This window comes from Aeromonas sp. S12(2024) (assembly GCF_041402305.1).
Taxonomy (GTDB): domain Bacteria; phylum Pseudomonadota; class Gammaproteobacteria; order Enterobacterales; family Aeromonadaceae; genus Aeromonas; species Aeromonas veronii.
In genome coordinates this window covers 71,788-95,591 of sequence record NZ_JBGLRB010000014.1, presented here as the reverse complement: position 1 = coordinate 95,591, position 23,804 = coordinate 71,788, and the positions used below count along the sequence as shown (strand labels likewise).

General features: G+C 60.7%; 20 protein-coding genes and 5 tRNA genes. 7 read left to right on the top strand and 18 right to left on the bottom strand.

Annotated features, from left to right (window positions below; genetic code table 11):
- Window positions 1-48: 48 nt before the first annotated feature.
- The 4 genes from ACB035_RS14370 to ACB035_RS14355 form a co-directional block, all read right to left on the bottom strand.
- Entirely contained in the window at window positions 49-378 is a 330-nt protein-coding gene (locus tag ACB035_RS14370; protein ID WP_005333445.1) for a YbaB/EbfC family nucleoid-associated protein, read from the bottom strand.
- A gap of 114 nt (window positions 379-492) precedes the next feature.
- A complete protein-coding gene (dnaX, locus tag ACB035_RS14365) occupies window positions 493-3,099 on the bottom strand; it encodes a DNA polymerase III subunit gamma/tau (protein WP_371167523.1) in 2,607 nt (868 codons plus the stop codon).
- A gap of 172 nt (window positions 3,100-3,271) precedes the next feature.
- Entirely contained in the window at window positions 3,272-3,817 is a 546-nt protein-coding gene (gene apt, locus ACB035_RS14360) for an adenine phosphoribosyltransferase (protein WP_005352403.1), read from the bottom strand.
- Between the two features lie 134 nt (window positions 3,818-3,951).
- Window positions 3,952-4,329: a YbaN family protein gene (locus tag ACB035_RS14355; protein WP_111900114.1), complete on the bottom strand. Its 378-nt coding sequence runs from the start codon at window positions 4,327-4,329 to the stop codon at window positions 3,952-3,954.
- A 123-nt stretch (window positions 4,330-4,452) separates the two neighbouring features.
- Between ACB035_RS14355 and dusC the strand changes: the two genes are divergently transcribed.
- The 3 genes from dusC to ACB035_RS14340 all read left to right on the top strand — a co-directional run bounded on the left by dusC (window position 4,453) and on the right by ACB035_RS14340 (window position 6,743).
- Window positions 4,453-5,397 carry a tRNA dihydrouridine(16) synthase DusC gene (dusC, locus tag ACB035_RS14350; protein WP_150999122.1) on the top strand — a complete coding sequence of 315 codons (945 nt, stop codon included), beginning with the start codon at window positions 4,453-4,455 and terminating at the stop codon, window positions 5,395-5,397.
- Between the two features lie 97 nt (window positions 5,398-5,494).
- Complete coding sequence (locus ACB035_RS14345) at window positions 5,495-5,863, top strand: hypothetical protein (protein WP_005333451.1); 369 nt, start codon at window positions 5,495-5,497, stop codon at window positions 5,861-5,863.
- 160 nt (window positions 5,864-6,023) lie between these two features.
- Window positions 6,024-6,743 (top strand): substrate-binding periplasmic protein, encoded by a 720-nt coding sequence (locus ACB035_RS14340; protein WP_371167522.1) that lies wholly within the window; start codon window positions 6,024-6,026, stop codon window positions 6,741-6,743.
- A 116-nt stretch (window positions 6,744-6,859) separates the two neighbouring features.
- Here the strand turns inward: ACB035_RS14340 and yjjG are convergent, their stop codons facing one another.
- The 7 genes from yjjG to ACB035_RS14305 all read right to left on the bottom strand — a co-directional run bounded on the left by yjjG (window position 6,860) and on the right by ACB035_RS14305 (window position 9,968).
- Window positions 6,860-7,540, bottom strand: a complete 681-nt coding sequence (gene yjjG, locus ACB035_RS14335; RefSeq protein ID WP_245132558.1) for a pyrimidine 5'-nucleotidase — start codon at window positions 7,538-7,540, stop codon at window positions 6,860-6,862.
- A gap of 23 nt (window positions 7,541-7,563) precedes the next feature.
- Entirely contained in the window at window positions 7,564-9,054 is a 1,491-nt protein-coding gene (locus ACB035_RS14330) for a leucyl aminopeptidase family protein (RefSeq protein ID WP_371167539.1), read from the bottom strand.
- Between the two features lie 171 nt (window positions 9,055-9,225).
- Window positions 9,226-9,302, bottom strand: a tRNA-Met gene (locus ACB035_RS14325).
- Window positions 9,303-9,390: 88 nt separating this feature from the next.
- A tRNA-Met gene (locus ACB035_RS14320) sits at window positions 9,391-9,467 on the bottom strand.
- 88 nt (window positions 9,468-9,555) lie between these two features.
- Window positions 9,556-9,632, bottom strand: a tRNA-Met gene (locus ACB035_RS14315).
- An 88-nt stretch (window positions 9,633-9,720) separates the two neighbouring features.
- Window positions 9,721-9,797 (bottom strand) — tRNA-Met (locus tag ACB035_RS14310).
- Window positions 9,798-9,891: 94 nt separating this feature from the next.
- Window positions 9,892-9,968: transfer RNA gene (locus ACB035_RS14305), tRNA-Met, on the bottom strand.
- Window positions 9,969-10,164: 196 nt separating this feature from the next.
- Between ACB035_RS14305 and glgX the strand changes: the two genes are divergently transcribed.
- On the top strand, window positions 10,165-12,228 hold the full coding sequence (glgX, locus tag ACB035_RS14300) for a glycogen debranching protein GlgX (RefSeq protein ID WP_043824033.1): 2,064 nt from the start codon (window positions 10,165-10,167) through the stop codon (window positions 12,226-12,228).
- Between the two features lie 108 nt (window positions 12,229-12,336).
- On the opposite strand, the gene ACB035_RS14295 is transcribed toward glgX, so the two are convergent.
- The 3 genes from ACB035_RS14295 to ACB035_RS14285 form a co-directional block, all read right to left on the bottom strand.
- Window positions 12,337-13,056 carry a hypothetical protein gene (locus ACB035_RS14295; protein WP_371167521.1) on the bottom strand — a complete coding sequence of 240 codons (720 nt, stop codon included), beginning with the start codon at window positions 13,054-13,056 and terminating at the stop codon, window positions 12,337-12,339.
- Window positions 13,057-13,254: 198 nt separating this feature from the next.
- The gene (locus tag ACB035_RS14290; RefSeq protein ID WP_005333463.1) at window positions 13,255-14,892 is read right to left on the bottom strand and encodes an ATP-dependent endonuclease; all 1,638 of its coding nucleotides are present in this window, start codon (window positions 14,890-14,892) and stop codon (window positions 13,255-13,257) included.
- Window positions 14,893-15,154: 262 nt separating this feature from the next.
- Entirely contained in the window at window positions 15,155-16,033 is an 879-nt protein-coding gene (locus ACB035_RS14285; protein ID WP_149152767.1) for a helix-turn-helix domain-containing protein, read from the bottom strand.
- A 168-nt stretch (window positions 16,034-16,201) separates the two neighbouring features.
- Between ACB035_RS14285 and ACB035_RS14280 the strand changes: the two genes are divergently transcribed.
- Both ACB035_RS14280 and ACB035_RS14275 read left to right on the top strand, forming a co-directional pair.
- A complete protein-coding gene (locus ACB035_RS14280; RefSeq protein WP_043824075.1) occupies window positions 16,202-17,119 on the top strand; it encodes a DMT family transporter in 918 nt (305 codons plus the stop codon).
- Window positions 17,120-17,188: 69 nt separating this feature from the next.
- Window positions 17,189-18,055, top strand: coding sequence for a LysR family transcriptional regulator (locus ACB035_RS14275; protein ID WP_371167520.1), 867 nt, complete (start codon window positions 17,189-17,191; stop codon window positions 18,053-18,055).
- 76 nt (window positions 18,056-18,131) lie between these two features.
- Here the strand turns inward: ACB035_RS14275 and ACB035_RS14270 are convergent, their stop codons facing one another.
- From ACB035_RS14270 to ACB035_RS14255, 4 genes are all read right to left on the bottom strand, one after another.
- Window positions 18,132-18,908 (bottom strand): TSUP family transporter, encoded by a 777-nt coding sequence (locus tag ACB035_RS14270; RefSeq protein ID WP_005333472.1) that lies wholly within the window; start codon window positions 18,906-18,908, stop codon window positions 18,132-18,134.
- A 178-nt stretch (window positions 18,909-19,086) separates the two neighbouring features.
- Window positions 19,087-19,842 carry a tRNA-uridine aminocarboxypropyltransferase gene (locus tag ACB035_RS14265; RefSeq protein WP_371167519.1) on the bottom strand — a complete coding sequence of 252 codons (756 nt, stop codon included), beginning with the start codon at window positions 19,840-19,842 and terminating at the stop codon, window positions 19,087-19,089.
- 177 nt (window positions 19,843-20,019) lie between these two features.
- Entirely contained in the window at window positions 20,020-21,231 is a 1,212-nt protein-coding gene (locus tag ACB035_RS14260; RefSeq protein ID WP_042055876.1) for an ROK family protein, read from the bottom strand.
- A 132-nt stretch (window positions 21,232-21,363) separates the two neighbouring features.
- A complete protein-coding gene (locus ACB035_RS14255; protein WP_371167518.1) occupies window positions 21,364-23,031 on the bottom strand; it encodes a methyl-accepting chemotaxis protein in 1,668 nt (555 codons plus the stop codon).
- A 123-nt stretch (window positions 23,032-23,154) separates the two neighbouring features.
- Between ACB035_RS14255 and ACB035_RS14250 the strand changes: the two genes are divergently transcribed.
- The gene (locus ACB035_RS14250; protein WP_258721781.1) at window positions 23,155-23,610 is read left to right on the top strand and encodes a YchJ family protein; all 456 of its coding nucleotides are present in this window, start codon (window positions 23,155-23,157) and stop codon (window positions 23,608-23,610) included.
- Window positions 23,611-23,804: the final 194 nt, after the last annotated feature.

The following is a 23,804-nucleotide window of genomic DNA, read 5'->3' as shown; positions in this document are numbered from 1 at the left end:
CCCGAATGGCCAGCGACAAGGGAGCAAGAATGCGCGGGGAGAGTCGCCTTAGAAGGGCATTTTAAAACCCGGCGGCAGTTGCATGCCACCGGTCAGTTCGCCCATCTTGGCCTTGTTCTGCTCTTCCACACGACGCACGGCATCGTTGCAAGCGGCAGCAACCAGATCTTCCAGCAGCTCCTTGTCATCTTCCATCAGGGAGGGGTCGATCTCGATGCGACGGACGCTGTGGCTACCGGTCATGGTGACCTTGACCATGCCCGCACCGGCTTCACCGGTCACTTCCATCTGAGCCAGCTGCTCCTGCGCCTTCTGCATACGCTCTTGCATCTGTTGGGCCTGTTTCATCAGGTTCCCCATTCCACCTTTACCAAACATATGTCGTCTCTCGTCTTGAAATCCGGCATCCAGCGCCGGGCTGTGGGCTTGTCTGTCCTAGATGGGGACAGCCAAACTGCTTTTCAACCGGAAGCAAGCTCCCGGCCACGGAATTTAGCGGTTGAGGGGCTCGATGCTCTCGTGATGGAGCACGGCACCAAACCGCTGAACTAAAAACTGCACGTTGGGATCCTGCTCCAGGTCCCGGGTCACCTGCTCCCGCACCCCGAGATAAAGGCGATGTTCGATCTCAAGGGGGGTCTCCTGGTCAGGCACCACACCAAGCGTCACCTCGACCTGCACCGGTTGACCCAGCGCTGGCCCGATGATCTCGGCCAGATCGGCGCGCGCCTTGTCGCTCACCAGATGGCGCTGCTCGGGCTTGAGGGTTAGCAGTACCTTGTCCCCTTCCCGCGTCATCACCGAGTTGATGGCGAGCTGACGCAGCCGCCCTCCCACCTGAGTGTGAGCGATCAACTCGGCCCAAGGGTCGCCGCAACCATTGAGCAGCGAGGAGGGGATAAGGCGAGTCGCCTCCCCCTCTTGCGGCTCGCTGTCGCTCTCGAGCTCATCCCAGTCGATGGTCTCCATCACCGGCTGAGCGGGCTCATCCTGCGTCACAGGGGCAACAGCCACCGCCGTGGTGGCAACGGGCGGCAGGGTCGCAGGGGCGGGCGTCACCGCAGGCGCCGTGGCGCCGCACTCGCCGGGTCGATAGCTCGGCTGCCCGTCGAGATCCCAAGGTGGCAGATCGGTTGGCTGGGCCGGTGCCGTGACAGGGGCGTGGCTCATCACCTGAGTCTGCTCGGCAAAGCCCTGATTGAGGTACTCCTCGTAATCGCCGTTATCAACCTGCGGCTCGTAACCGTCGCCATAGAGATCCACCGGTGGCAGATCATCATAGTGTCCCATCGTCGCCATCCCCTGCCCGGCCGGTTGGCTGACAGAGACTGGCTGTTGGGTGACGGCCGGAGCAGCAGCGGGCGCGACAGGACGAGCTGGCGCAACCGGCACCGCGCGCGGCGCGGGCGCCGCCGGGGCATCTTGACCACGCTGGCGGCTGCGCAGCATGTTTCGCTTGCCAAGCAGGCTCTGCATGCTCGACACCGCTGAAACAGCTTCAGGAGCGGTAACCAGCGCGGTTGTCGGCTCGAGCGTAGGCTCGAAGGGGGCGGTCAGCGGCTCGCCACGGGAATAGTCGGTATCGGCTGCGGCAGACTCTCGCTCATCAGCATCTGCGGGCTGTGCAGCCGAGTGCGCAGACACATCGGGCTGCACATGGGGTAACGCGGGCTCGGGTTGATACCCCATGCCCGCAGCTTCACGCAGCAGCTCATCCTGCTGGCTGAACAGCTCGGCGGCTTGCGCCTCCTCCTCGCTGTCGGCGGGGTTGCCGATGTCATCCGTCATCGCAGGCAGGGAGACATCAACCGCGGGCACTGCACTGGTAGCAACAGGCGTGCTGGCAACAGGGCTGGCTAGCGGTGCAGGCACGGCGCCGCTGATCGGTGCCACTGCGGCCGATTCAGCGGCCGGGCGCTTTCCCGGCAAAGAGGCAATCGAAGTAGCGCTGCTCGCCGCACTGCTCGTCATTGACGGGGGCAGCGCGGTGAGGCTGGCCGGATGCAGGGCATCGCGCCTTGGGGAGAAGGCGAGCATCCGCAGGCAGGTCATCTCCAGCGCAGTGCGGCCATCGGGGGCCCAGGGCAGATCTTTACGGCCACCCAGCACGATCTGGTAGCAGAGCTGCACCTCTTCCGGGCTCATCGCCTTGGCCAGTTGCAGCAGGGAATCAGCATCCGCCCCCTGTTCCTGCACACTGGCAGGCAGCAGCTGTGCCATGGCGATGCGATGGAGCAAGCCTTCCAGCTCGGCGTGGAGCTGATCAAAATCGGGGCCCAAGGTGGCGATCTCGGTGATCTTGGCCATGGTCGCGGGGGCATCTTGCCGCAAAATGGCTTCCAGCAGCTGGTGCAGATGGCGGTGATCGAGCGTGCCCAGCATCGCCAGCACACTCTCGAGGCGCACGCTACCATTGCCGTGGGCCAGCGCCTGATCGGTCAGGCTCAGGGCATCGCGCATACTGCCGTCAGCGGCTTTGGCCAAAGCCAGCAGGGCGCGGGGCTCAAACGGCTGCCCCTCCTGATCCAGCACCCATTCGAGCTGCTTGGCAATCTGGGTCTGATCCAGACTCTTCAGATGAAACTGCAGGCAGCGCGAGAGGATGGTAATGGGCAGCTTCTGCGGATCCGTGGTGGCCAGCAGAAACTTCACATAGGGGGGCGGCTCTTCCAGGGTTTTCAGCAGCGCGTTGAAGCTGTGGCGCGACAACATGTGCACTTCATCGATGAGGTAGACCTTGAAGCGGCCACGGGCCGGGCGGTACTGCACGTTGTCGAGCAGCTCGCGGGTATCTTCCACCTTGGTGCGGGACGCCGCGTCAATCTCCAGCAGGTCGACAAAGTTGCCCTGATCGATCTCTCGGCAGGTATCACAGACGCCACACGGATGGCTGCTGATCCCCTGCTCGCAGTTGAGGCTCTTGGCCAGAATACGGGCGATGGTGGTCTTGCCGACCCCACGGGTACCACTCAGCAGATAGGCGTGATGCAGCCGTCCCTGATCCAGGGCGTTGGTCAAGGCGGTCAGCACATGTTGCTGGCCTACCACTTGTTCAAACGTATGGGGGCGCCATTTACGCGCCAGAACCTGATAGCTCATAAATCCATCATGCAGGGAAGACAGGGCATTGAGGCCGGATGCTAACACAAATGGCGGGCTGGCTGTATCGGCTATCGGTGAGAGCGGGAGGGATCGCTTGATTTTCAAACCGATGCCCGCACGGGCACCGGTTCAATGCAGGCCCGATGCAGAGGATCGGGCCGAAGAGGCATTACTCGCCGGCCAGCTCGACCAGTGAGACTACCTTGATGCCAGCAGCAGTCAGGCGGGCATCGCCACCCAGAGACGGCAGGGAGATGATGAAGGCAGCATCGGCCACTTCACCACCTGCGCGGCGGATCAGCTTGACGGTCGCATCGACGGTACCACCGGTCGCCAGCAGATCGTCCACGACCAGCACTTTGTCACCGGGCACGATGGCATCGGTGTGCAGTTGCAGGGTGTCGGTGCCGTACTCGAGGGCATAGGACTCCTCGATCACTTCGCGCGGCAGCTTGCCCGGCTTGCGAACCGGCACGAAGCCCAGCCCCATGGCATAGGCAACCGGCGCGCCAAAGATGAAGCCGCGGGCTTCGGTGCCAACAATCTTGGTGATCCCTTGATCACGATAATGATTGGCCAGCAGATCGATGGTGGCCTTGAAGGCCTCAGCGTTCTCGATCAGGCTGGTGATGTCACGAAACAGAATGCCCGGCTTCGGATAGTCGGGAATGGTCTTGATGCTTGCTTCGATAAATTTCAGGGTTTCCGGATTCATGTGTTGACCGCTTATTTTTTTGACCCAAGGGTGGCCATTTTTTCTCAATTCCCTTCTGCGGGAAATAAAAAAGCCTGTCACGCAAAAATGACAGGCCGACTCCATAGCATTATTGCTGCAATAGCTTAGGGACTTCACTTCACCATTGCAACTGGCTCCAGCACCGGCAGGCGCATTAACCAGGTGAGCAGGATCACCATTATGATAACCAGCAACCCCTTGACCCACAGCAGTGGCACCACCGCCAGTGACACCGAAAAGGTGAGCAAAATGAAGATAATGGCGCGCCGTCTGGCCTGACGACGAATGCCGCGATACTGCTGCCAATCCACGATGGGCGGGCCAAACCAGGGATGGGTCAACAGCCAGCGATGAAAACGGGGCGATGAGCGGGCAAACAGGGCGGCAGCCAGCAACATGAAGGGGGTAGTCGGCAACAGGGGCAGCACAATGCCCACAATACCGGTGACAAATGCCAGCCACCCGAGCGCCATTAGACACCAACGCTTCATTCCTTCTCCTTGCGTGATTTATCTCCCTCTAGCCTAACAGAGTTTGAGCGGGTGCTGACAGCGGGCCGCAACCCCACTACAATCTGCGCTCTTTTTTCTTGCCACTCTCATCGGAAAGCCGTTATGCGCGTTATTTTGGCCCCCATGCAGGGGGTACTGGATCACCTGATGCGGGAGGTTCTCACCTCCGTCAATGATTACGATCTCTGCGTGAGCGAGTTTATCCGGGTCGTCGATCAGCTGCTGCCCGCCAAGGTGTTCTACCGCCTCTGCCCTGAACTGCTGCAAGATGGCAAAACCCGCGCAGGCACCCCGGTGCGGGTACAACTGCTGGGGCAACACCCCGAGTGGCTGGCCGAGAACGCCGTGCGCGCCATCGAGCTAGGCTCCCCCGGCGTCGATCTCAACTTCGGCTGTCCCGCCCCTACGGTCAACAAGAGCAAGGGCGGTGCGGTGCTGCTCAAAGAGCCCGAGACCATCTACCGCATCGTCAAGGCGGTGCGCGAGGCGGTGCCCGCCCATCTGCCGGTGAGCGCCAAAATTCGCCTCGGTTACGATGATAAGGATCTCTATCTGGAGAACGCTCAGGCGGTCTTCCAGGGGGGCGCCAACGAGCTAGCCGTTCATGCCCGCACCAAGCGCGAAGGGTACAAGGCCCCCGCTCACTGGGAGTATGTGGACGCCATTCGCCGCGCCCTGCCCATCCCCGTCACCGCCAACGGCGAGATTTGGGATCATAAAGATGCCCTCGCCTGTGCCAGGGTCTCGGGTTGCGATGCCCTGATGGTCGGGCGCGGCGCCATCTCCCTGCCCAATCTGGCCAACGTGATGAAAACCGGCTGTCCGCACATGAGCTGGGCCGAGGTGCTGCAGTTGATGGTGAGCTATACGGAGCAGGATCTGGCCAGCGAAAAAGCCGACTACTACCCCAGCCGCATCAAACAGTGGTTCAGCTACCTCAAGCGGGAATATCCCGAAGCGGACCTGCTGTTTCAGGAGATCCGGGTGCTCAAAGAGACGGATCCGATCCGCGATGCCCTGCTGCAAGCAGCCAAAAGCCACGGCTAACCACGTTTAACTTGACGCATATCATCTTGATAAAGTTATCGGATCCCTATACTGCCCCGAATCTGTCGTTTGTCCTGTGGGGGATAATGTGTGTGAAATGACGCAAGCACAGTTGACTGTCTGGCGTAATCGCCTGCTGTCCGACTGGGCCCAGGTACGAGAAACGCTGATCGGTCAGCTTAAAGCCTGCCGCCGTGACGAGTGGGCCGAGCAGGTCGGTCACTGCGAGCAGGATCAACTGGTGGAACTGACCAGCCGGCTGGATCTGCCGAAGGTTGAGCAGAGCGTGGCCCGCCTCAAGCGGATCGATGCGGCACTCTGCCAGATGGATCTTGGCCTCTATGGCCTATGCTCCGATTGTGAAGAGCCGCTTTCCATCGAACAGCTGGAACAGGATCCGACCCTGCAACGCTGCCCGCGCTGTGAAACCCGCTATCGCAAGGGATTCCACGCCCACGAACTGTGAGGGATGCACATCTGTGCATCCGCTCAACCCTCAGCACTGGTTACTCCGTCGTTCCTGTCCAATACTCACCGTATCAGCCTGTTCGAGGGTATGCGTTGTGTACAGACTCTTGTTGTTATGGTGTTTGTGTTGCCAGGCTACGGCACAGGAGTCATTGGTCGTGGGCTGGGTCGACTGGCAGCCCTTCAGTTATCGCAATGAACAGCAACAGCTCCGCGGACTGGATGTGGAGCTGCTCAACGCCATCTTCCTGCGGGCCGGTTACCGGGCCAAATTCAATGAAATGCCTTGGGCTCGCGTGCTGCACGAGCTGAAATTCGGCACGGTTCAGCTGACCATGTCAGCCAATATCACCGCCGAGCGGCAGCAATATGCCCGCTTCAGCCACCCCTATCGGGAAGAGGAGACGGCCATCATTATCCGTCGGCAAGATGCCGAACGCTGGCGCGGGATCACCACCCTGGAGCAGTTGATCAACACCCCCGACTTCCATATCGGGGTGCTCAAGGGCTTTGATTACGGCAATACCTTCCGCCAGTTGATGGCAAGGCCCGAGCTGCAGCCTCGCTTGCAGATGCGCCTGCGGCTGGATCAGCTGCTGAAGATGTTGCAAGGGGGTCGGATCCAGGGGTTTATTCTGGATCCCCACGGACTGCAGGGGTTGCAGGATAAGGATGAAGTGCAGGATCAGCTGCATACCCTGCTGCGTATCGAAGTCACGCCGGTTCACCTGATGCTGAGCAAAGAGAGCACTACTGAGGCGCAACTGCAGCGGATCAATCAGGCTATCGATCAATTGAAACAGAGTCCCGACTATCAGCAGATCCTCGATCGCTATCAGTTCAGATCCCTGCATTCACAGGAAAACACCCATAAGTAAGGGGAGCATCAGCTCCCCTTACTGTCTCAAGCAAACCCAATCCTGTCTCAAACAACCCTGGTTGCAACTTGCCAGGACGTTTTGGTCACCGATAACGTGATTGTTAAACCTGGCTATCAGCGTCCCAGCACAATGTCGGCAAGGTGGGCGAAGTGGTGGATTTCGTGGGTGGCATCGCACTCGCCCGCTTGCCGCGCCGGGTTGTACCAGCAGGTTGCCAGCCCCTGCGCCGCCGCCCCGGCAATATCGGTTTTCGGGTTATCCCCCACCATCAGCACCCGGGCCGGATCTGGCTGCCCCATCAGGGAGAGGGTGTGCTGGAAAATAGCTGGCGCCGGCTTGGTCACCCGGATCTCGTCGGAGATCACCAGCGGCTCGAACCACTCGCTCCAGCCCAGTTTGCCGAGCCGCCCCCGCTGGGGCACGCTGAAACCATTGGTGATGATCCCCATCCGCACCTTGCTGCGCAGCTGCTGCAGGGTCTCGACCACCCCTTCGAGAGGCATGCTAAGGGCGATGATTTGCTCCAGAAAGGTGTTGTTCATCGCCATGGGATCGGCGGCAACCTGCTGGGCAAAGAGGGAGAAGCGGGTCTGCTGCAACGCCGTTGCATCGATCTCGCCATCATTGTACTGCTGCCAGAGCCCGTGGTTGAGGGTGTGGTACTGCGCCATGCTGGCGTCATCAGCCTGTACGCCATAGATCTGCAAGGTGTGAGTCAGCGCAGAGGCGACCGGAAAATCGAGCAGGGTTTCATCCAAATCGAACAGCACCCAGTCATAGCTTGGTTTTTTCACAGAACTCCTTGTTATCATTCAGATTATTCAGAGGCTTGGCGACCAACTCTGCCAAGCGGGCTGGCCAGCAGATCCAGCGTGAGACGCACGCCGAAGCCGGTCACTTCGCTGGAGACCACCCCATTGCCCCCTTTGTTGCGAAAACCGCTCAGGTCGAAGTGCAGCCAGGGGGTCTGCTCGGGCACGAAGTGGGCGAGGAAACGGGCCGCATCGATGTGATCCGGCGAACTGCCCGGCGCACACTGCAACAGATCGGCCCACTCGCTTTCGATGTTGTCGTCGTAATCGTCATCAAGCGGGAAGGGCCAGACTCGTTCGCCGCTGCGCTGACCCAGATTGACCAGCGATGCTATCCACTCGCTGCGATTGGTAAAGACCCCGCTATAGCGGCTACCCAGCGCCCGTTTGCAGGCCCCGGTCAGGGTCGCGTAATCGAGCAGCAGATCTGGGGTATCCTGCACCGCCATCGCCAGGGTGTCGGCCAATACCATTCGCCCTTCGGCATCGGTATCGACCACCTCGATGGAGGTCCCATTGATGGCAGTCACCACCTCGCCGGGGCGATAGGCGTGAGGGCCGATATGGTTCTCGGCAATGGCCAGCCAGCAGTGTACCTCGTAGGGTAGCTGAGCTCGGCTGATAGCGTAGAGAGCCCCCAGCGCCACCGCGCTGCCCCCCATGTCCAGATGCATGCCATACATGCTGCCGGAGACCTTGAGGTTGTAACCGCCAGAGTCGTGGCAGATCCCCTTGCCCACCAACGCAATGCGACGCACCGGTTTGGGTGGATAGTAGCTGAGCTTGACCATGGCTCCCTGATTGTCTTCCGAGCCACGAGCAACAGCCAGAAACGCCCCCGCCCCCAACTCGGCCAGCTGCGCCTGATCATAGTGATGGCACTGCCACCCCTCATCTTGCGCCAGCTTGCTGACAAACTCGCGATAGCTGGCGGCCGTCAGCTCGGAGGCAGGCAACACCGCCAGATGGCGAGCCAGCCCGTTACCCCCCGCTTCGCTGTAAAGGCGCGCCAAGTCCAGCACCACCGCGGGTGAAACCTTGATCTGCTGGTAGCTCCAGCTGATTGCGCTGCGGCGCTTGCTGGTGGGCAACGAAATATTGGCAGCAAGCAGGGCTGACAACATCACTTCGGCCAGTATCACTCGCTCGGAGGGGGAAAAACCTTCCAGATGCAGCCCGAGGCGCTCCACATTGAGCCCAGAAAGAGGAGCAATCCAGACTCTGATCTGTTTATAGAGGCGGTGATCCCGCGTCACACTGCCGGCCACAAACATCACCTGCAACAGGGTATTGCCATGCATCAGGGTAAAGGGCGCTTTTTTCCCCAGCGCAAGCTGGGTCTGGAGACCCGCAAGAGCGGGCAGCGAAAGTAAAGACTCCTTCTGCTCTTCAGCGATCAGCAGCAGTTGCAACGGCAGCCCTTGGGCAAGGGCTTCTGCCAGCGTGGCATCCCGGCTTTCAATAGCAGGAGGAAGATAGGTGAAGGGAGTGATCACAGGCGCGTGCCTCATCCATGAAGAGATACCTGATGATACCCAACAAATGGTTGATACGACCAGTTTTGGTCTTGAAAAAGCGTCAAAAATAGCAGCAATCACCACATGTTGACGAGCATCAAGAAGGATTGTTCAATGAGTGGCAATGCAGGAAGGGAACGTAGAGAAAGTTGGTTGCGGGGGCCGGATTTGAACCGACGACCTTCGGGTTATGAGCCCGACGAGCTACCGAGCTGCTCCACCCCGCGTCCGAATTGTCACCCCCAAGCCGAGCAGTAGCTTGGTAGCGTTTGTCTGCTTTCGACTGTTTATACAATCGTAAGCTGACGAAAGAGCTGGTTGCGGGGGCCGGATTTGAACCGACGACCTTCGGGTTATGAGCCCGACGAGCTACCGAGCTGCTCCACCCCGCGTCCGAATTGTCACCCTCAAGCCGAGCAGTGGCTTGGTGGCGTTTGTCTGCTTTCGATGATTTACACCATCGCAAGCTGACGAAAGAGTTGGTTGCGGGGGCCGGATTTGAACCGACGACCTTCGGGTTATGAGCCCGACGAGCTACCGAGCTGCTCCACCCCGCGTCCGAATTGTCACCATCAAGCCGAGCAGTAGCTTGGTGGCGTTTGTCTGCTTTCGACTGTTTACACAATCACAAGCTGACGAAAGAGTTGGTTGCGGGGGCCGGATTTGAACCGACGACCTTCGGGTTATGAGCCCGACGAGCTACCGAGCTGCTCCACCCCGCGTCCGAATTTTTCTCGAAGTGGCCGAGCAGTAGCCAGTTCGATTTCTCCTTTCCCACCAACCGGTTACACCGGCTTGACTGGTCAGGATCTCAGATGGTTGCGGGGGCCAGATTTGAACTGACGACCTTCGGGTTATGAGCCCGACGAGCTACCGGGCTGCTCCACCCCGCGTCTGAGGTCGCCAATAATAGGCGCCAGCGCACAGATTGCAAGTAAATATCTCAAAAAAAGTTTATTCGTAGATTAATCGGACAAATAGTGCGGTCATTAGCAGCATCATGCTGTTTTTTCAGGCAATCGAGTCCTTGCCAGGCATCCGGCACTACACTCAATAAGGTGAACACTCCTCATTTTGGGTAGGTAGAATATGCGCATCTCCGCCGGTCACTGCCGTCAGTTGGGGGCCACACCCGACAGTCACGGCGTCAACTTCGCGATCTGGGCACGCCTCGCCAGCCGGGTCGAACTGCTGCTCTTCGCAAGCGCAGACGATGCGACCCCCGAGGTGATCCCCCTCTCCCCGCGCCTTAACCGCACCGCCTACTACTGGCATATCCATGTGGAGGGGATCTCGGTCGGGCAGCGTTATGCCTATCGCATTCAGGGCCCGTGGCGCCCATATGGCGGCACCCGCTTCGATGCCGAGAAGGTGTTGCTCGACCCTTACGGCCGCAGCATCGAGCTTGGCGCCAATTACGATCGATGGGCGGCGGCCCGTCCCGGCAGCAATCTGGCTTGTTGCGCCAAGAACAAGGTGGTCGATACTCGCCACTACGACTGGGAAGGAGACAAACTGCCCGCTCACTCCCTCTCCCGCTCGGTGATCTACGAGCTGCATCTGGGGGGCTTTACCAAGTCCCCGAGCTCCGGGGTCGATCCGGCGCTGCGTGGCACCTATCTCGGATTGATTGAGAAGATCCCCTACCTGCAATCTCTCGGTGTCACCGCCGTCGAGCTGCTGCCGGTATTCCAGTTCGATCCTCAGGATGCGCCCAAAGGACTCTCCAACTACTGGGGTTACAGCCCCATGTCCTTTTTCGCCCCCCACGCCCAATACGCCTGCGGCGATGATCCGCTGACCGAGTTTCGCGACATGGTCAAGGCGCTGCACAAGGCCAATATCGAGGTGATTCTGGACGTGGTTTACAACCACACCGCCGAAGGGGGTGATGATGGCCCCACCTTCTCGTTTCGCGGCATCGACAACGAGGCCTACTACATCCTCGACAACAACCAGAAGGACACCAACTATTCAGGCTGCGGCAACACCTTCAACGGCGCCCATCCGGTGGTGCTGCGGATGATCATGGACAGCCTCCACTTCTGGCGTCAGGAGATGCACGTCGATGGCTTTCGGTTTGATCTGGCCGCCATTCTGTCGCGGGACGAGTCGGGTCAGCCGCAGGCCAATGCGCCTACCCTGCGCACCATAGATACCGACCCCAACATCGCCGACATCAAGCTGATTGCCGAAGCCTGGGACGCGGGGGGGCTCTATCAGGTGGGGTCACTGGCCGGCGCCCGCTGGCGTGAGTGGAACGGCCAGTTCCGGGATGATGTGCGCCGCTTTCTGCGCGGGGATGACAACAGCGTCACCGCCTTTGTCGAGCGGCTCTGCGGCAGCCCCGACATCTACCACTATCACCACGCCGATCCCGAGAAGAGTATCAACTTCGTTACCTGCCACGACGGATTTACCCTGTGGGACTGGGCCAGTTACAACAGCAAGCACAACGAAGCCAACGGGGAGGAGAACCGTGACGGCTGCGATCACAACTTCAGCTGGAACCACGGCCATGAAGGGGTAACGGAAGATCCCCAGATCAACGCCCTGCGGATGCGCCAGGCCAAAAACATGATGGTGGCGACCCTGCTCTCGGTGGGATCCCCCATGCTGCTGATGGGAGACGAGCTGCTGCGCACCCAGCGGGGCAACAACAACGGCTACTGTCAGGACAATGCTACCTGCTGGATGAACTGGCTGCCCAATGCCCGCAGTCAGGAGATGTTCCGCTTTATGAAGGAGCTGATCCAATACCGCAAACACCTGTTCCAGCGCCCGGAGCAGGAGAGCATGCCGCTGTCGCTCACCGAGATCCTGCGCCACAGCGAGATCTGCTGGCACGGGGTCAACGCCGGGCAACCGGATTTCAGCCCCCACTCCCACGCCATCGCCATGTCGGCGCTGTCGAGCGAAACCAAGCTGGCGCTCTATGTGCTGTTCAACGCCTACTGGGAGCCCCTCACCTTCAACCTGCCGAGCCCGCCAAAGGGGGTCGGCGGCTACTGGCGGCGGATCCTCGATACCGCCCTCCCCTCGCCGCAAGATATCTGCACCTTCGGCATGCCGCTGGAGGGACTGACCCGGGAGTATCTCGCCCAGCCGCGCAGCAGTTGCCTCTTTATCTGCGGGGCCGACGACTTCTATTGATCGATGGCAGCTGCTTGATTGCTGCTAATGGATTGCTGCGATTCCTGCAAGCCAGATATACAAAAGCCCCGAGTGTTGGCTCGGGGCTTTCTCTTTTCAGCGCCAGTGTCAGATCAGCTGGTGCAACACACTGGTAGCGGCGATCTGGGCGATCAGCAGGCCACACAGGGAGGTAGAGACTACCACTGGCGCTGTGTCACGCTGCAAGTAGAGTGGGCTGAACCAGAGCAGCAGAGAGACCACCAGCAGCGCTGCCTGGGTCACCACCGCCGGGATCAGGGCATCGAGATTGGCCTCACCCCCTTGCCAGCCCACCAGCACTGCCAACCAGACAAGGCTGGCCATCGCCCCCACCAGACCGGCCAGCGGCAACAGAGTGTTGAATGCCTTGAGACGATGGCTGGCCCGCAGCAGCATCAGGTGGGCAAAGGCCGCCCCCAGCATCGCCATCTGCAACAGACCGCTCACCCAGCCCTGCAGTTGCAGCAACCCGATGCCATAGAGAGCGAGCGGCAACGCCGGTAGCCAGAGCAGTGTCGAGGGGACTGAACGCTTGCCCTCCAGCCGTGACTGGGCCAGCGACAAACCAACCCCGAGCACCAGTGCAGCCCCACCACTCCAGATGAGCCAGCTGGCCGCCTTGGCCTCGACCGCCAGCATCAGGGAGAGGGCGGTAATAACCCAGATGGAGAAGAGCTGCTGACTGATGCGCGAGCGCTGGCCAGGGCAGATATCACCGCGCCACAGCACGATGCCGAGGGCGATCAGGGCGCCAAGCGCCATCAATCCGGTGAGAGGAAAGAGCCAAAAAGGGAGTTGGACGAACACGATGCCTCCAGCAGTAAAGATTCGAGGTGCGCCACCGGGGCGCCAGAGAGGGGCGAGTATACCCAAACCGGCGGCTATCCCCAATCGCGACAAACAATCGTGGGCAAACAATCCGGGGCAATTTGCCGCCAGCAGGGCCCACCTTGAAGGGCGCCCTGCTGGCAGCCATGTCCATAGGGACGGGATGCAGCGCTGGCGTTAGCCCTGACCGCGGGCCAGCGCCACCACCCGGGCAAACATCTGGCGGATCACCGGCGGAATATGCTCGGCGCCGAGCCGCTCCGCCTCTTCCACCACCGCCAGCGCCATTCCCGGCTTGCTGCGGTGATGGATCGCCTTGTTGATGATATGACTGGCGCTCCACATGGCGCGCCCGCCCACCCCGGCCTCGCGACGAAACACAGCTTCAAAACCGTTGTGATAGAGGTAGTGCTCAATGTCTGCGGCAGGGAGCTGGGTCAGTCGGTCCCGCTCCCGCTCTCCCTTGAGCTGGCCCCGGGCCGAGGTGGCATACTTGAGCCCCGCCTCGTCACCATCGGTCAGCAAGTGCCACTCGATGCCAAAATCCCGCGCCACCTTGATGAGCGGCGACTGGCCGCACTGGGCAAACTCGATGATCCGCACCCCCTCGGCCCGCAGACTGTAACCGCAGATCTGCGCCAGCTCGGAGAGCAGCCAGATCTCGGTCTCCCCCTCCACCAGCAGCCAGCAACGGGCAAACAGCGACATGGGGCGGTTAATCCGCACGTGGAAGGCGATCTTGCGCAGATCGTCGCTGCTGTAACGCTCGCCCCCCAACTGGTGACAGAGGATATCCTGCTGACGACGCACCAGCCGCCGTACCTGATTGAGCGGCAGGGAGGAGAGCAAGTCCCCCGAGTTGGTGGTGAGCAGCTTCTGGCCCGGCAGTTGTTCCAGCAGCCCCCACGCCAGCGCCAGCATGGTCGGGTGCAGCCGGCTCTCCGGGTCCTCCAGGATCATGATGGGGCGGGCCCCCTCCTCCAGCTCGCGGTTGCCCCGCGCTTGCAACAGGGTCGCCGCCATCCCCGCCATTGCCAGCTGCAGGGCGCGGTTATCGGCGCGGCGCAGCAGGGTATGCAGGTTGCCAGGATTGCGCAATGTCATGGGGCGATTGATGATGTCGCGCTGACTACGCGGCTTGTTCTTGATGGGGGCCAGGGCGTTGAAGTAGTGATCCATCAGCTGGCGCACCGCCTGCAGCGCCTCTTTGAGCTCCGGTTCGCCGATCCGCTGGGGTTCGTCGATCAGCTTGTCCGCCAGCTCGCTCAGGCGATGCTCGGAGAGATCTCCCCACTGCAATGTCTCCACCCCGTTGCGAGCGGTACGGGCGTCCCGCAGCCGGAACACCGGGTTCATTGTGATCAGCATGCAGACCAGCTCGTGGGTGTTGGCGATGGGCAGGCTCTTGCCTACCCCGTCGAGAAAGTCGTGAATGGTGAGCACAGAGCCATCCGCCTGCAGCTCGGCGCTGGCGCGATAGTGAATGCGGTGGAATTTGTCCTTGTGCAGCACCCAGGAGGGGCAAAGACGGGCCAGCCGACGGGAGTGCTGACACATCTGGGGTCTGTGCTCACTGAAGGTGAGCACCAGTTGCAAGTGGCGCGCCGGGGCCAATTCGGGATCTTCCGGTTGGTGAAAATCCTCGGCGGTGAACTGATAGGGCTCGGCATCCTGCCCCAGCAGACACCAGAGGGCGCGCAGCAGGCTCGATTTACCCCAGGTATTCTCACCGATCAGCACAGTGGTCTGATCCAGCCCGAGCGACAGGCGATTTATACCGCGAAAACCTTTGACTTCAATACGTTCCAGAAACATCCAGCCGTGTCCACATCATTGTGATGGGGCAATAGTGGCAAAGTTACCGGAAAAATCCTATCGCAGGCGGGGCTTTTTCAACGTGAACTGTGAGGCACTGCAGGTTCGGGAGGGGTCACAACAGCGGTGCGATCTTGCGGGGCATTCCAGTGGCTGAACCAGAGATGACGGGTACGGATTTGACGTTTGCGATAATTCAATGGGCATTCCTTTCAATGGATAAGTGGTAGAGAGTACACCTCTTTTGCCCAAAGTCTCAGGGTTATCTGTGACGGGAAGATGACAATTGTGCCCGCCACTGCCCCGGCGTCAAACCAAACGCCTCGCGAAAACGATTACCGAAATGGGCCTGGGAAGAGAAGCCACACTGACTGGCGATGCTGGCCAGCGGCTCGGGGCCAGCCAACAGCTGCTTGGCCCGTTTGAGCCGCAGCCCCAGCAGATAGCGGTGGGGCGGGCAGCCGAGACTCTGGCCGAACATGCGGGCAAAGTGATACTCGCTCAGCCCCGCCTGCTGGGCCAGCTCTGCCAGCGTGACCGAATCGGCCAGATGGGCCTGCAGATACTCCTGCACCCGCTTGATCACCACGGGCGCCAGCCCGCCGCGTAGAGGCGGCAGACCGGGAGCTTCCTCGGTGTGGTGGCGGTAGGCGTGGAGGATCAACATCCAGGCGCCGTGGGAAAGCGCCAGCCGATCGACCCCGTGCTGCCACTGAAGTTGCATCAGTTGGCGCTGCACCAGTCCGGCCGCCTGCGGATCGTCGATAAAGGTCTTGTCCACCAGTTGCAGGTGGCGCCCCTCCTTGTCACACGCCTCCTCGGCGATACGAGTGAGGTGAGCCGGGGTGAAGTAGAGATGAAAGAAGCGAAACTCTTCGCGCACCAGCCACTCGGATCTGTGGTGATCCGGCATGATGCACACCTTGCCGGTGCCGCCGTGGCCACCCGGACCGTCGAGCCGCTCGGTCTGCTCGCCTCCTTGCAGATAGACGCTCAGGGTGTGGTGGCCCGGCTTGTGATAGCGGGTCTGGTCATAGCAGTTGCGCCAACTGGCGACGCCAAGCCCGGGTTCGAGCCAGCAGGCGTCCTCCAGCCGGGCGCCGGTGCTGACCAGTGCATCAAATACCCCTGCTGTTTTCATTCGCCCCTGCCGCCTGTTCCGGTGTACGTGTTATGCCGCTGCCATCCATCTTACCGACCGCGCCCGCAGATGACAGCGCAAGGCGATGAAAAACCGCAAGATGGTGCAATCCAGCCATCAGGGCTCGCCCCATAGTGGGTCATCTCTCCCTGACTCACCGGAACTGTGATGAATCTGATGCTCTATCTTGCCACCGTGCTTATCTGGGGCAGCACCTGGATTGCCATCGCCTGGCAACTTGGCCCCATCCCCATCGAGGTGTCGGTGCTCTACCGCTTCCTGCTGGCAGCGGTGGCACTGTTTGCCCTGCTCACCGCCAGCGGCCGCTTTCCACGCCTCCCCTGGCACGGCCAGCGTTACGCCGCACTGCTCGGTGCCCTGCTCTTTTCCACCAACTTTCTCTGCTTCTACCACGCCACCCGCTATATCCCGAGCGGCATGTCGGCGGTGATCTTCGCCAGTGCCAGCATCTTCAACGGCCTCAACCTCTGGCTGTTCGAGCGCAAACGCCCCACCCTGCGCTGGTTGCAAGGCTCCTTGCTGGGGCTCTTTGGCACCCTGCTGCTGTTCTGGCCGGTGCTGGCGGATGCGCAATTGGGTGCAAACGGCTGGAAGGGGTTGCTGCTCGCCTGCGGCGGCACCCTCTGCTTTTCGCTGGGCAATCTGGTCTCGGCCCGGGGCCAGCGCCATGGCTACCACGTACTGCAACTGGTGCCCTGGGGCATGGTTTACGGCGTGGTGCTGCTGCTGGGCTGGGTCACATTGCTCGGGCAGCAACTGGTGGTGCCGACCGATGGCCACTATCTGGCGGCCATGGTCTACCTCGCCCTGTTTGGCTCGGTGATCGCTTTTACCGCCTACCTGACGCTGGTGGGGCGCATCGGTGCCAGTAAAGCCTCCTACGCGACCGTGCTCTTTCCGCTGGTGGCGCTTACCCTCTCCACCTTTTATGAAGGCTTTGTCTGGCAGCCGGTCTCGGTGGCCGGAGTGGTGATCAGCCTGATCGGCAATCTGGTGATCTTCGCACCGCCCTTAAGTGAATGGCGCATTCGACCGGCCAAGGCAGCAAACGACCCTTGCTCCTGAACCAGTCAGCCCCTAAGGTAGCGCTGATCAATCTGTGACGATCCTGATGGCGATAAACAAGGGGGCGAGATGTTACTGGAAGGGCTGGAGACGCTGGGCCTGCTGGCGAGCGAAGGGACCATGGCCAAGGTGGCCAGCCGCCTCTATATCAGCCAGTCGGCGGTAAGCAAGCGGATTGCCCAACTGGAGCTGCGCCTTGGCAAGAAGCTGATCGAGCCGGAGGGGCGCCAGATCCGGCTCACCCCGCAGGCGCAGGAGCTGCTGGATAGAGTGGCCCCGAGTCTGGCAGAGATGAAGGGGGTGCTGGCCGATAGTCAGGATCTGGCGGATCAGAGCCCCCTCCCCATCGCCTGCTCCGAAACCCTGCTGGCGGGTTATCTCGCCCACTTTATGCGCGACTATCTGGAGCGCGATCCCCACCTTGCCCTCTCCACCCACCACACGCCGGTCATTCTGGCGCGGGTGCGCAGCGGTGATGCCCTGCTCGGCATCTGCGCCGGTCGGCTCCCTCCCGGCCATGGCCTCGGCGCCGATCTGCTGCTTGAGGAGCCCTTCTATCTGGTGGGCGAGGCGCAGCAGAGCCTGCCGCCAGCCAGCGCAGAAAGCAGGCGCAAGATCCTCACCATGGATCTGGAGAACCCCTCCAACCGCTACCTGCGCGAACCGCTGGCTGATTTGGGGCTGGAGCCCGCCATGGAGCTCGACTCCTATCTGGCGCTCATCGAACTCGCCAAGGCAGGTATTGGCCCTGTGCTGCTCCCCGCTGGCCTGCTGGGGCTGGTGGGAGAACAGGGGGAGATGGCCCGCCCACTGCCCGGGCTGGGCCGCCCCCTTCATCTGGTCTACCGGCCAAACAGCCTAAAGCGCGAGCGCATTGCCCGGCTGGTGAGCGCCCTGCACCAACACTTTCGCCACCGCAGCGACACGCCGAGCTAGCGCTGTAAAACACCAGATATGACAACGGGGCCCTTGGGCCCCGTTAACAATTGCGATGCGGCAAGCAAGGCGCACATCAGATCCAGGCAAACAGCTCCGGATACTGGCTCCAGACCAGCTTGGCAGACATCAGCAAGGAGACGGTCACCAGCAGCGGCTTGATCAGCTTCACTCCTTTTTTCAACACCATCTTGGAGCCGAAGCGGGCGCCGATAAACTGCCCCAAAGCCATGCAAAAACCGACACTCCACACCACCTTGCCGCCGAGCGCAAAGAACAGCAGGGAAGCGATATTCGAGGTGAAGTTGAGCAGCTTGGTATGGGCGGTGGCGCGCGCCATGCCAAAGCCCGCCAGCGCCACGAAACCGATGGCAAAAAACGAACCTGTGCCCGGCCCGAAGAAGCCGTCATAAAAGCCGACACCGCCCCCCACCAGCAACGCAAACAGCATGGGAGTCAGACGGCGGGAGCTCTCGGCATCGCTTACCCGCGGCGAGAAGTAGAAGTAGCAGGCAAAGGCCATCAGCAGGAAAGGGAGCAGGCGCTCGAGAATGGCGGCGTCTATGGTCTGCACCGCCAGCGTGCCGATGGCCGCACCGATAAAAGTGCAGATCACCGCAGGCCAGATCATGGCCCACTCCAGCAGCCCCTTGCGGGCATAGAACCAGGTGGCGGAGAAGGAGCCAAAACTGCTCTGCAGCTTGTTGGTGCCGAGCACCAGCGCGGGCGGCATGCCGGTGGCAAGCAACGCTGGCACCGTCAACAGGCCGCCGCCACCGGCGATGGCATCGATAAAGCCGGCGACAAGCGCTACACCGAACAGGGCAAACAGGGTAACCAGTTCCAATTCCATCCATAGACCTCACGAGAGCGGGTTGCCCGAAGGGTCGAGCAACCGGATATAACCAAAACGACGTTGTGCGGGGGGCACAGGCTGTCCGCTATCCTAACGGGCGACTGACCATGAATCTAACGAAACAGTGGCAGCTAATTGATTCCTGATTTTCATTGATTTGAGCTCAGAGGGCCCGTTAGCGAGCCGGTGAAGCAACGTTCGCTTCCTTGATGGCCGCCAGCGCCTCACAGAGATGCTCCTCATCGGCACCGGGGAAACGGCTGACCCGACCGGCCATGTAGCGGCTGCTGAACAGATTGAACCAGTGCTGCAGTGCCTGCCCCGCCTTGAGCTCCCCCGCCACTTCCAGCACGCAGGCCGCCACCTCGGCGGTACAGAGGTGCTCATCGCAGTTGGCCACCCGCATACCGTAGGTGGAGAGCGTATCGGGTTTGATGGCGAGCACCGGAAAACCGTCGAGATAGGGGCTCTTGTTGAACATCTTGCGCGCCTCCGGCCAGGTGCCGTCAAGCAGGATAAAGAGCGGTTTTTTACCCGGTGCCAGCGTCACCTCGCCGGTCAGGCGGGCAGGCTCCTTCTCGCAAGCGGGAAAGACTACATAGGGCTGCCAGGCGGGATCGGCCAGCAGGGCCAGCAGCTCGGGATGGGGCTGGGTACGCGACCAGAGAAACGCCCAGGTGGTATCCGGCAACACATCGGCGATGAGGCGACCGGTGTTGGAGGGTTTCATCGGCTCGCTGTCATACATCAGGAGGCAGAAACCGGCCTCCGCTTTGAGCTCGGGGCGCCACTCGCAGGCACACCAATCCTCGCGCAGCTGACAGGCTGGACAGCGGGCCAAGGTGCCGCCACGGGCAAGAAACGGTCGGGTAGAGATACTCTTGCGCCAGGCCCGCAGGCGGTTGACGGCGTGATCAGGAACAGGCTTCATCTAGGTTCACAACTGGAGTCAAAACAGGAACGGCAGCAATACATACCAACATGTCATGGCGCCACAGGGCACGATAACAGGGGGCTGCCGGAAAAGCGCAAGATTGTACCGAGTTACGCGCTGGCGGAACAGCAATCCCTGCCCCTTTCGCCAGACACAGTGCCAACTCCTATTGCCTTACGACTCCTGACAGCTGCGCAGCAGCTCCAGCAACAGGCTGCCATCGCGCAGTGCCTTGTGCACCTGCACCGAAGTGGGCTTGGTGGGATCTTCGTAGAAGTGGGTGGATTCAATCTGCAGCCGCACCAGATATTCGGCGGGCAACTGGCTGGCCAGCGACTGGTGCAGCATGGGGAACAGCAGCCGATCGGCACGGGTGATTTCCCCCCCCAGCAGCAGCTTGCCCGGATTGAGCAGACAGATGAGATTGGAGAGCACCTTGGAGAGGCGGCCCGCCGCCTGATGGAGAATATCCTGACAAAGGCCATTGCCTGCCAGCGCCAGCTCGCACAGCTCGCGAATGGTGACGCTCTCGGGCAAGTCGTGCTCCTGCATCCGCTCGCGCAAATCCCGGTATTGCGCCTCCAACGCCTGATTGGTCACCAGGGTGCAGGCACAGCCAAAGCCGCCGCAGTAGCAGCGCTGGCCATAAGGTTCGAGCTGCAGGTGGCTGAGATCCCCGAGCAGTGCATTCTCGCTCTCGATGAGCTGGCCATTGACCACCATGCCAACACCGATGTCGTTGTGGACAAACACCAGCACCGCATCGGCGCAATTTTTGGCGGCCCCCCACTCCCGCTCGGCCTGGATCCAGGTGCGCACGTCACCGCTCACCAGCACAGGTACCGAGAACGCCTGTTGCAGAGTCGGGCCAAGGGGCCAGTTGCGCAGATCGTAGAAGGGGAAGTGCTTGACCATGCCGGAGTGGCGCTCTACCTGACCCGGCAGACAGAGGGCGATGCAGGCCAGACTGAGGGACTTTCTCGGCAAAAACACCTTGATGGCATGCACCAGACTGCCCAGCAGATCGGCGCGCTCCTCCTCGGTAAAGAGGTGGCGCTGGCGGGCCAGCGAGCGACCGGAGAAGTCAAACAGCGCCATATCCACGTAGCCACGGCCAAGACGCATGGAGAGAAACTGGAAGCGGCGTTCGTTGATGCGCAGCAAGGTCTGACGACGGCCGCGCCCCACCGAACTTTCACCACAGGTGACCACCAGACCCCCATCGAGCAGTTCCCTGGTGATCTTGGTGATACTGGCAGGTGAGAGGCCGGTCAGGCGGGAGAGATCGGTGCGCGACAGCTCCTTGTGCTCTTCCAGGCTGGCATAGACCAGGCCGTAGTTGAGCTGCCGGATCAAATCGATACTACCTTTCACGATCTCATTCATAGGGTCTGGGGCAAAGGCTGAAAAAAAGAGGCTGGCAATTTTCACACATTATTGGTCAATCCCCAAATAAAGTGCGGCCTGAACCGGGGGTCAGGCCGCATCTTGTGGTTGCCGTCACGGACCATTACAAGATCAATAACGGAATTGCGATACCAGTTTGCGCAATTTGTCGCCGGTGTTGGCCAGATCGCGGGTGGTGCTGTTGGACTCTACCGCCGCACTGGTCAGCTCGCTGACAATCTGCTGAATGGCCACCAGGTTCTTGTTGATCTCCTCGGAGACCGCGTGCTGCTCCTCGGCGGCGGTGGCGATCTGGATGTTCATGTCGTTGATGGTACTGACCGCCATCACCATGCTGTCGAGGGAGCTGGCGATATGGCTCGCCTCCTGCACCGTCTCCTGACTGCGATCCTCGCTCGCCTGCATCACCTCCACCGCCTGCTTCACCCCGCCCTGCAGACGTTGGAGCATCTCGTTGATCTCCTTGGTGCTCTGCTGGGTACGGCCGGCCAGCGAACGCACTTCGTCCGCCACCACCGCAAAGCCGCGTCCCTGCTCACCGGCGCGGGCCGCCTCGATGGCTGCGTTCAGCGCCAGCAGGTTGGTCTGTTCGGCAATGCCGCGAATGACCTCCACCACCGAGCCAATCTTGGCAGTCTCTTGCGCCAGCTGTTCGATAACGCCGGAGGCAGTATGCACCTCCCCTACCAGCCGGTTGATACTGTTGATGGCCCCGCTCACCACACCTCGGGCGGCGTCCGATTCACGGGCCGCATCGCTGGTTGCTGTCGCGGCATTGGAGGCACTGGCCGCCACCTCCTGCGCAGTGGAGCTCATCTCGGTCACCGCGGTGACCACCTGATCGGTCTCGCGGCTGTGGCCCTGCATCTGATGGTCATAGTGCTCGCTCAGATGGTGCAACTTGTCGACCGCGCTGAAGAGGTGATTGCTGGTCTCGCCCACCTGACTCACCACCGACTGGATCCGCTCGACAAAGCGGTTGAAGGCGCTGGCCAGCTGGCCAATCTCGTCCTGACTCTGCACCTTGAGCCGCTGGGTCAGATCCCCGTCGCCGTTGGCAATATCGTTCAATGCCAGCACCGCATCCGCCAACGGCTTGGTGACCCGGTTGCCCACAATGATGGTCGCCGCCAGGGTGATACCCAGGATCAGCAGGATCACCAGCACACTGCTCTGCAACGAGGCATGCATGTTGCTCTCGCGCTCTGCCCGCAAGGCCGCCAGCTCGTTGTCGATATCATCAATATAAAAACCGGTGCCAATGGCCCACTGGTATTTGTCCAGCACCAGAGTAAAGGCCAGTTTGGGAGCATCGCGCCCGATGGAGGGCTTGGCCGTCCAGTATTCGGTAAAACCATCCCCCTGACGGGCAGATTTAAGGATCTCCTGGATCAGCAATTTGCCCTTGGCATCCTTGTCGTTCCAGCGGTTTTTCCCCTCCAGCTCGGTACGCACCGGCAGCAGTATGGTGTTGCCCTCGAAGTCATAGACAAAGAAGTAGCCGTCACTGCTGTAACGCAGCGGCCTGAGCAACTCTTTGACCTTTTGACGATTTTCCGGAGAATCCGGCAGGGAATACACGGCATCGACGGCGGTTTTGGCCATCATGATGTAACTGCTGAGCAGCGCTTTACGCTCCTTGATGGCATTTTCCCTCGCCACCACCAGATCAGACTCCAGATCGCGCTTGGAGACCATGTAGTTACTGAGATTGACCACCAGGGCCATCAACAGTACGGGGACTGCACCCAGTAACAGGATTTTCTGCTTTAGCGTCATCTTTCACATCCTTGCAGCTGTTTTTATTGGAATTCCTTGCTTAGTCATCAGTATAGGTGCTGGCAGGGCGAGCCCAGCTTTCGTTACAATTCCCTTAAACAAATCGGCCAGAACGTGAAAATCATGAATCTTTGTCCTTGCGGCTCAACCCTTTCTCTCGAATTGTGCTGTGGCTCACGTCACAGTGGCGCTGTGGCTGACACCCCGGAACAGCTGATGCGCTCGCGCTACAGCGCTTTTGTGCTTGGTCTGGGGGAGTATCTGGTCCATAGCTGGCATCCGGCTCACCTTGGCGGCCTCACCGCCGAAGAGCTTTCTCGCATAGACACCCGCTGGGATGGTCTCGAGATCATCGCCAGCCAGGGCGGCCCGAAGGATGAAACCGGGATGGTGGAGTTCAAAGCCTGGTTTCTGGAGGGGGATGAGCGTCACTGCCTCCATGAGCGTTCCCGCTTCGTGCGTTATCAGGGACGCTGGGTCTACACCGAGGGAGAGCAGGATCCGGCCCCCCTCAAAACCGGCCGCAACGATCCCTGCCCCTGTGGCAGCGGCAAAAAGCACAAGAAGTGCTGCGGCTGACGCATCACACACCCACCAGACTCGTCAAACAGTGACAGGGGCATCAGATGCCCCTTTTTTGTGCCTGTTATTCGCCACCAGCCCACAAACCGCTGCGATAACAAGCGTGACAAATGTCACATAATGCTCATTAACGCGCGAGCAAATGAGCGTTTGCGAGCGCAAATTTGGCCCATATCAAACATTTCCACTCA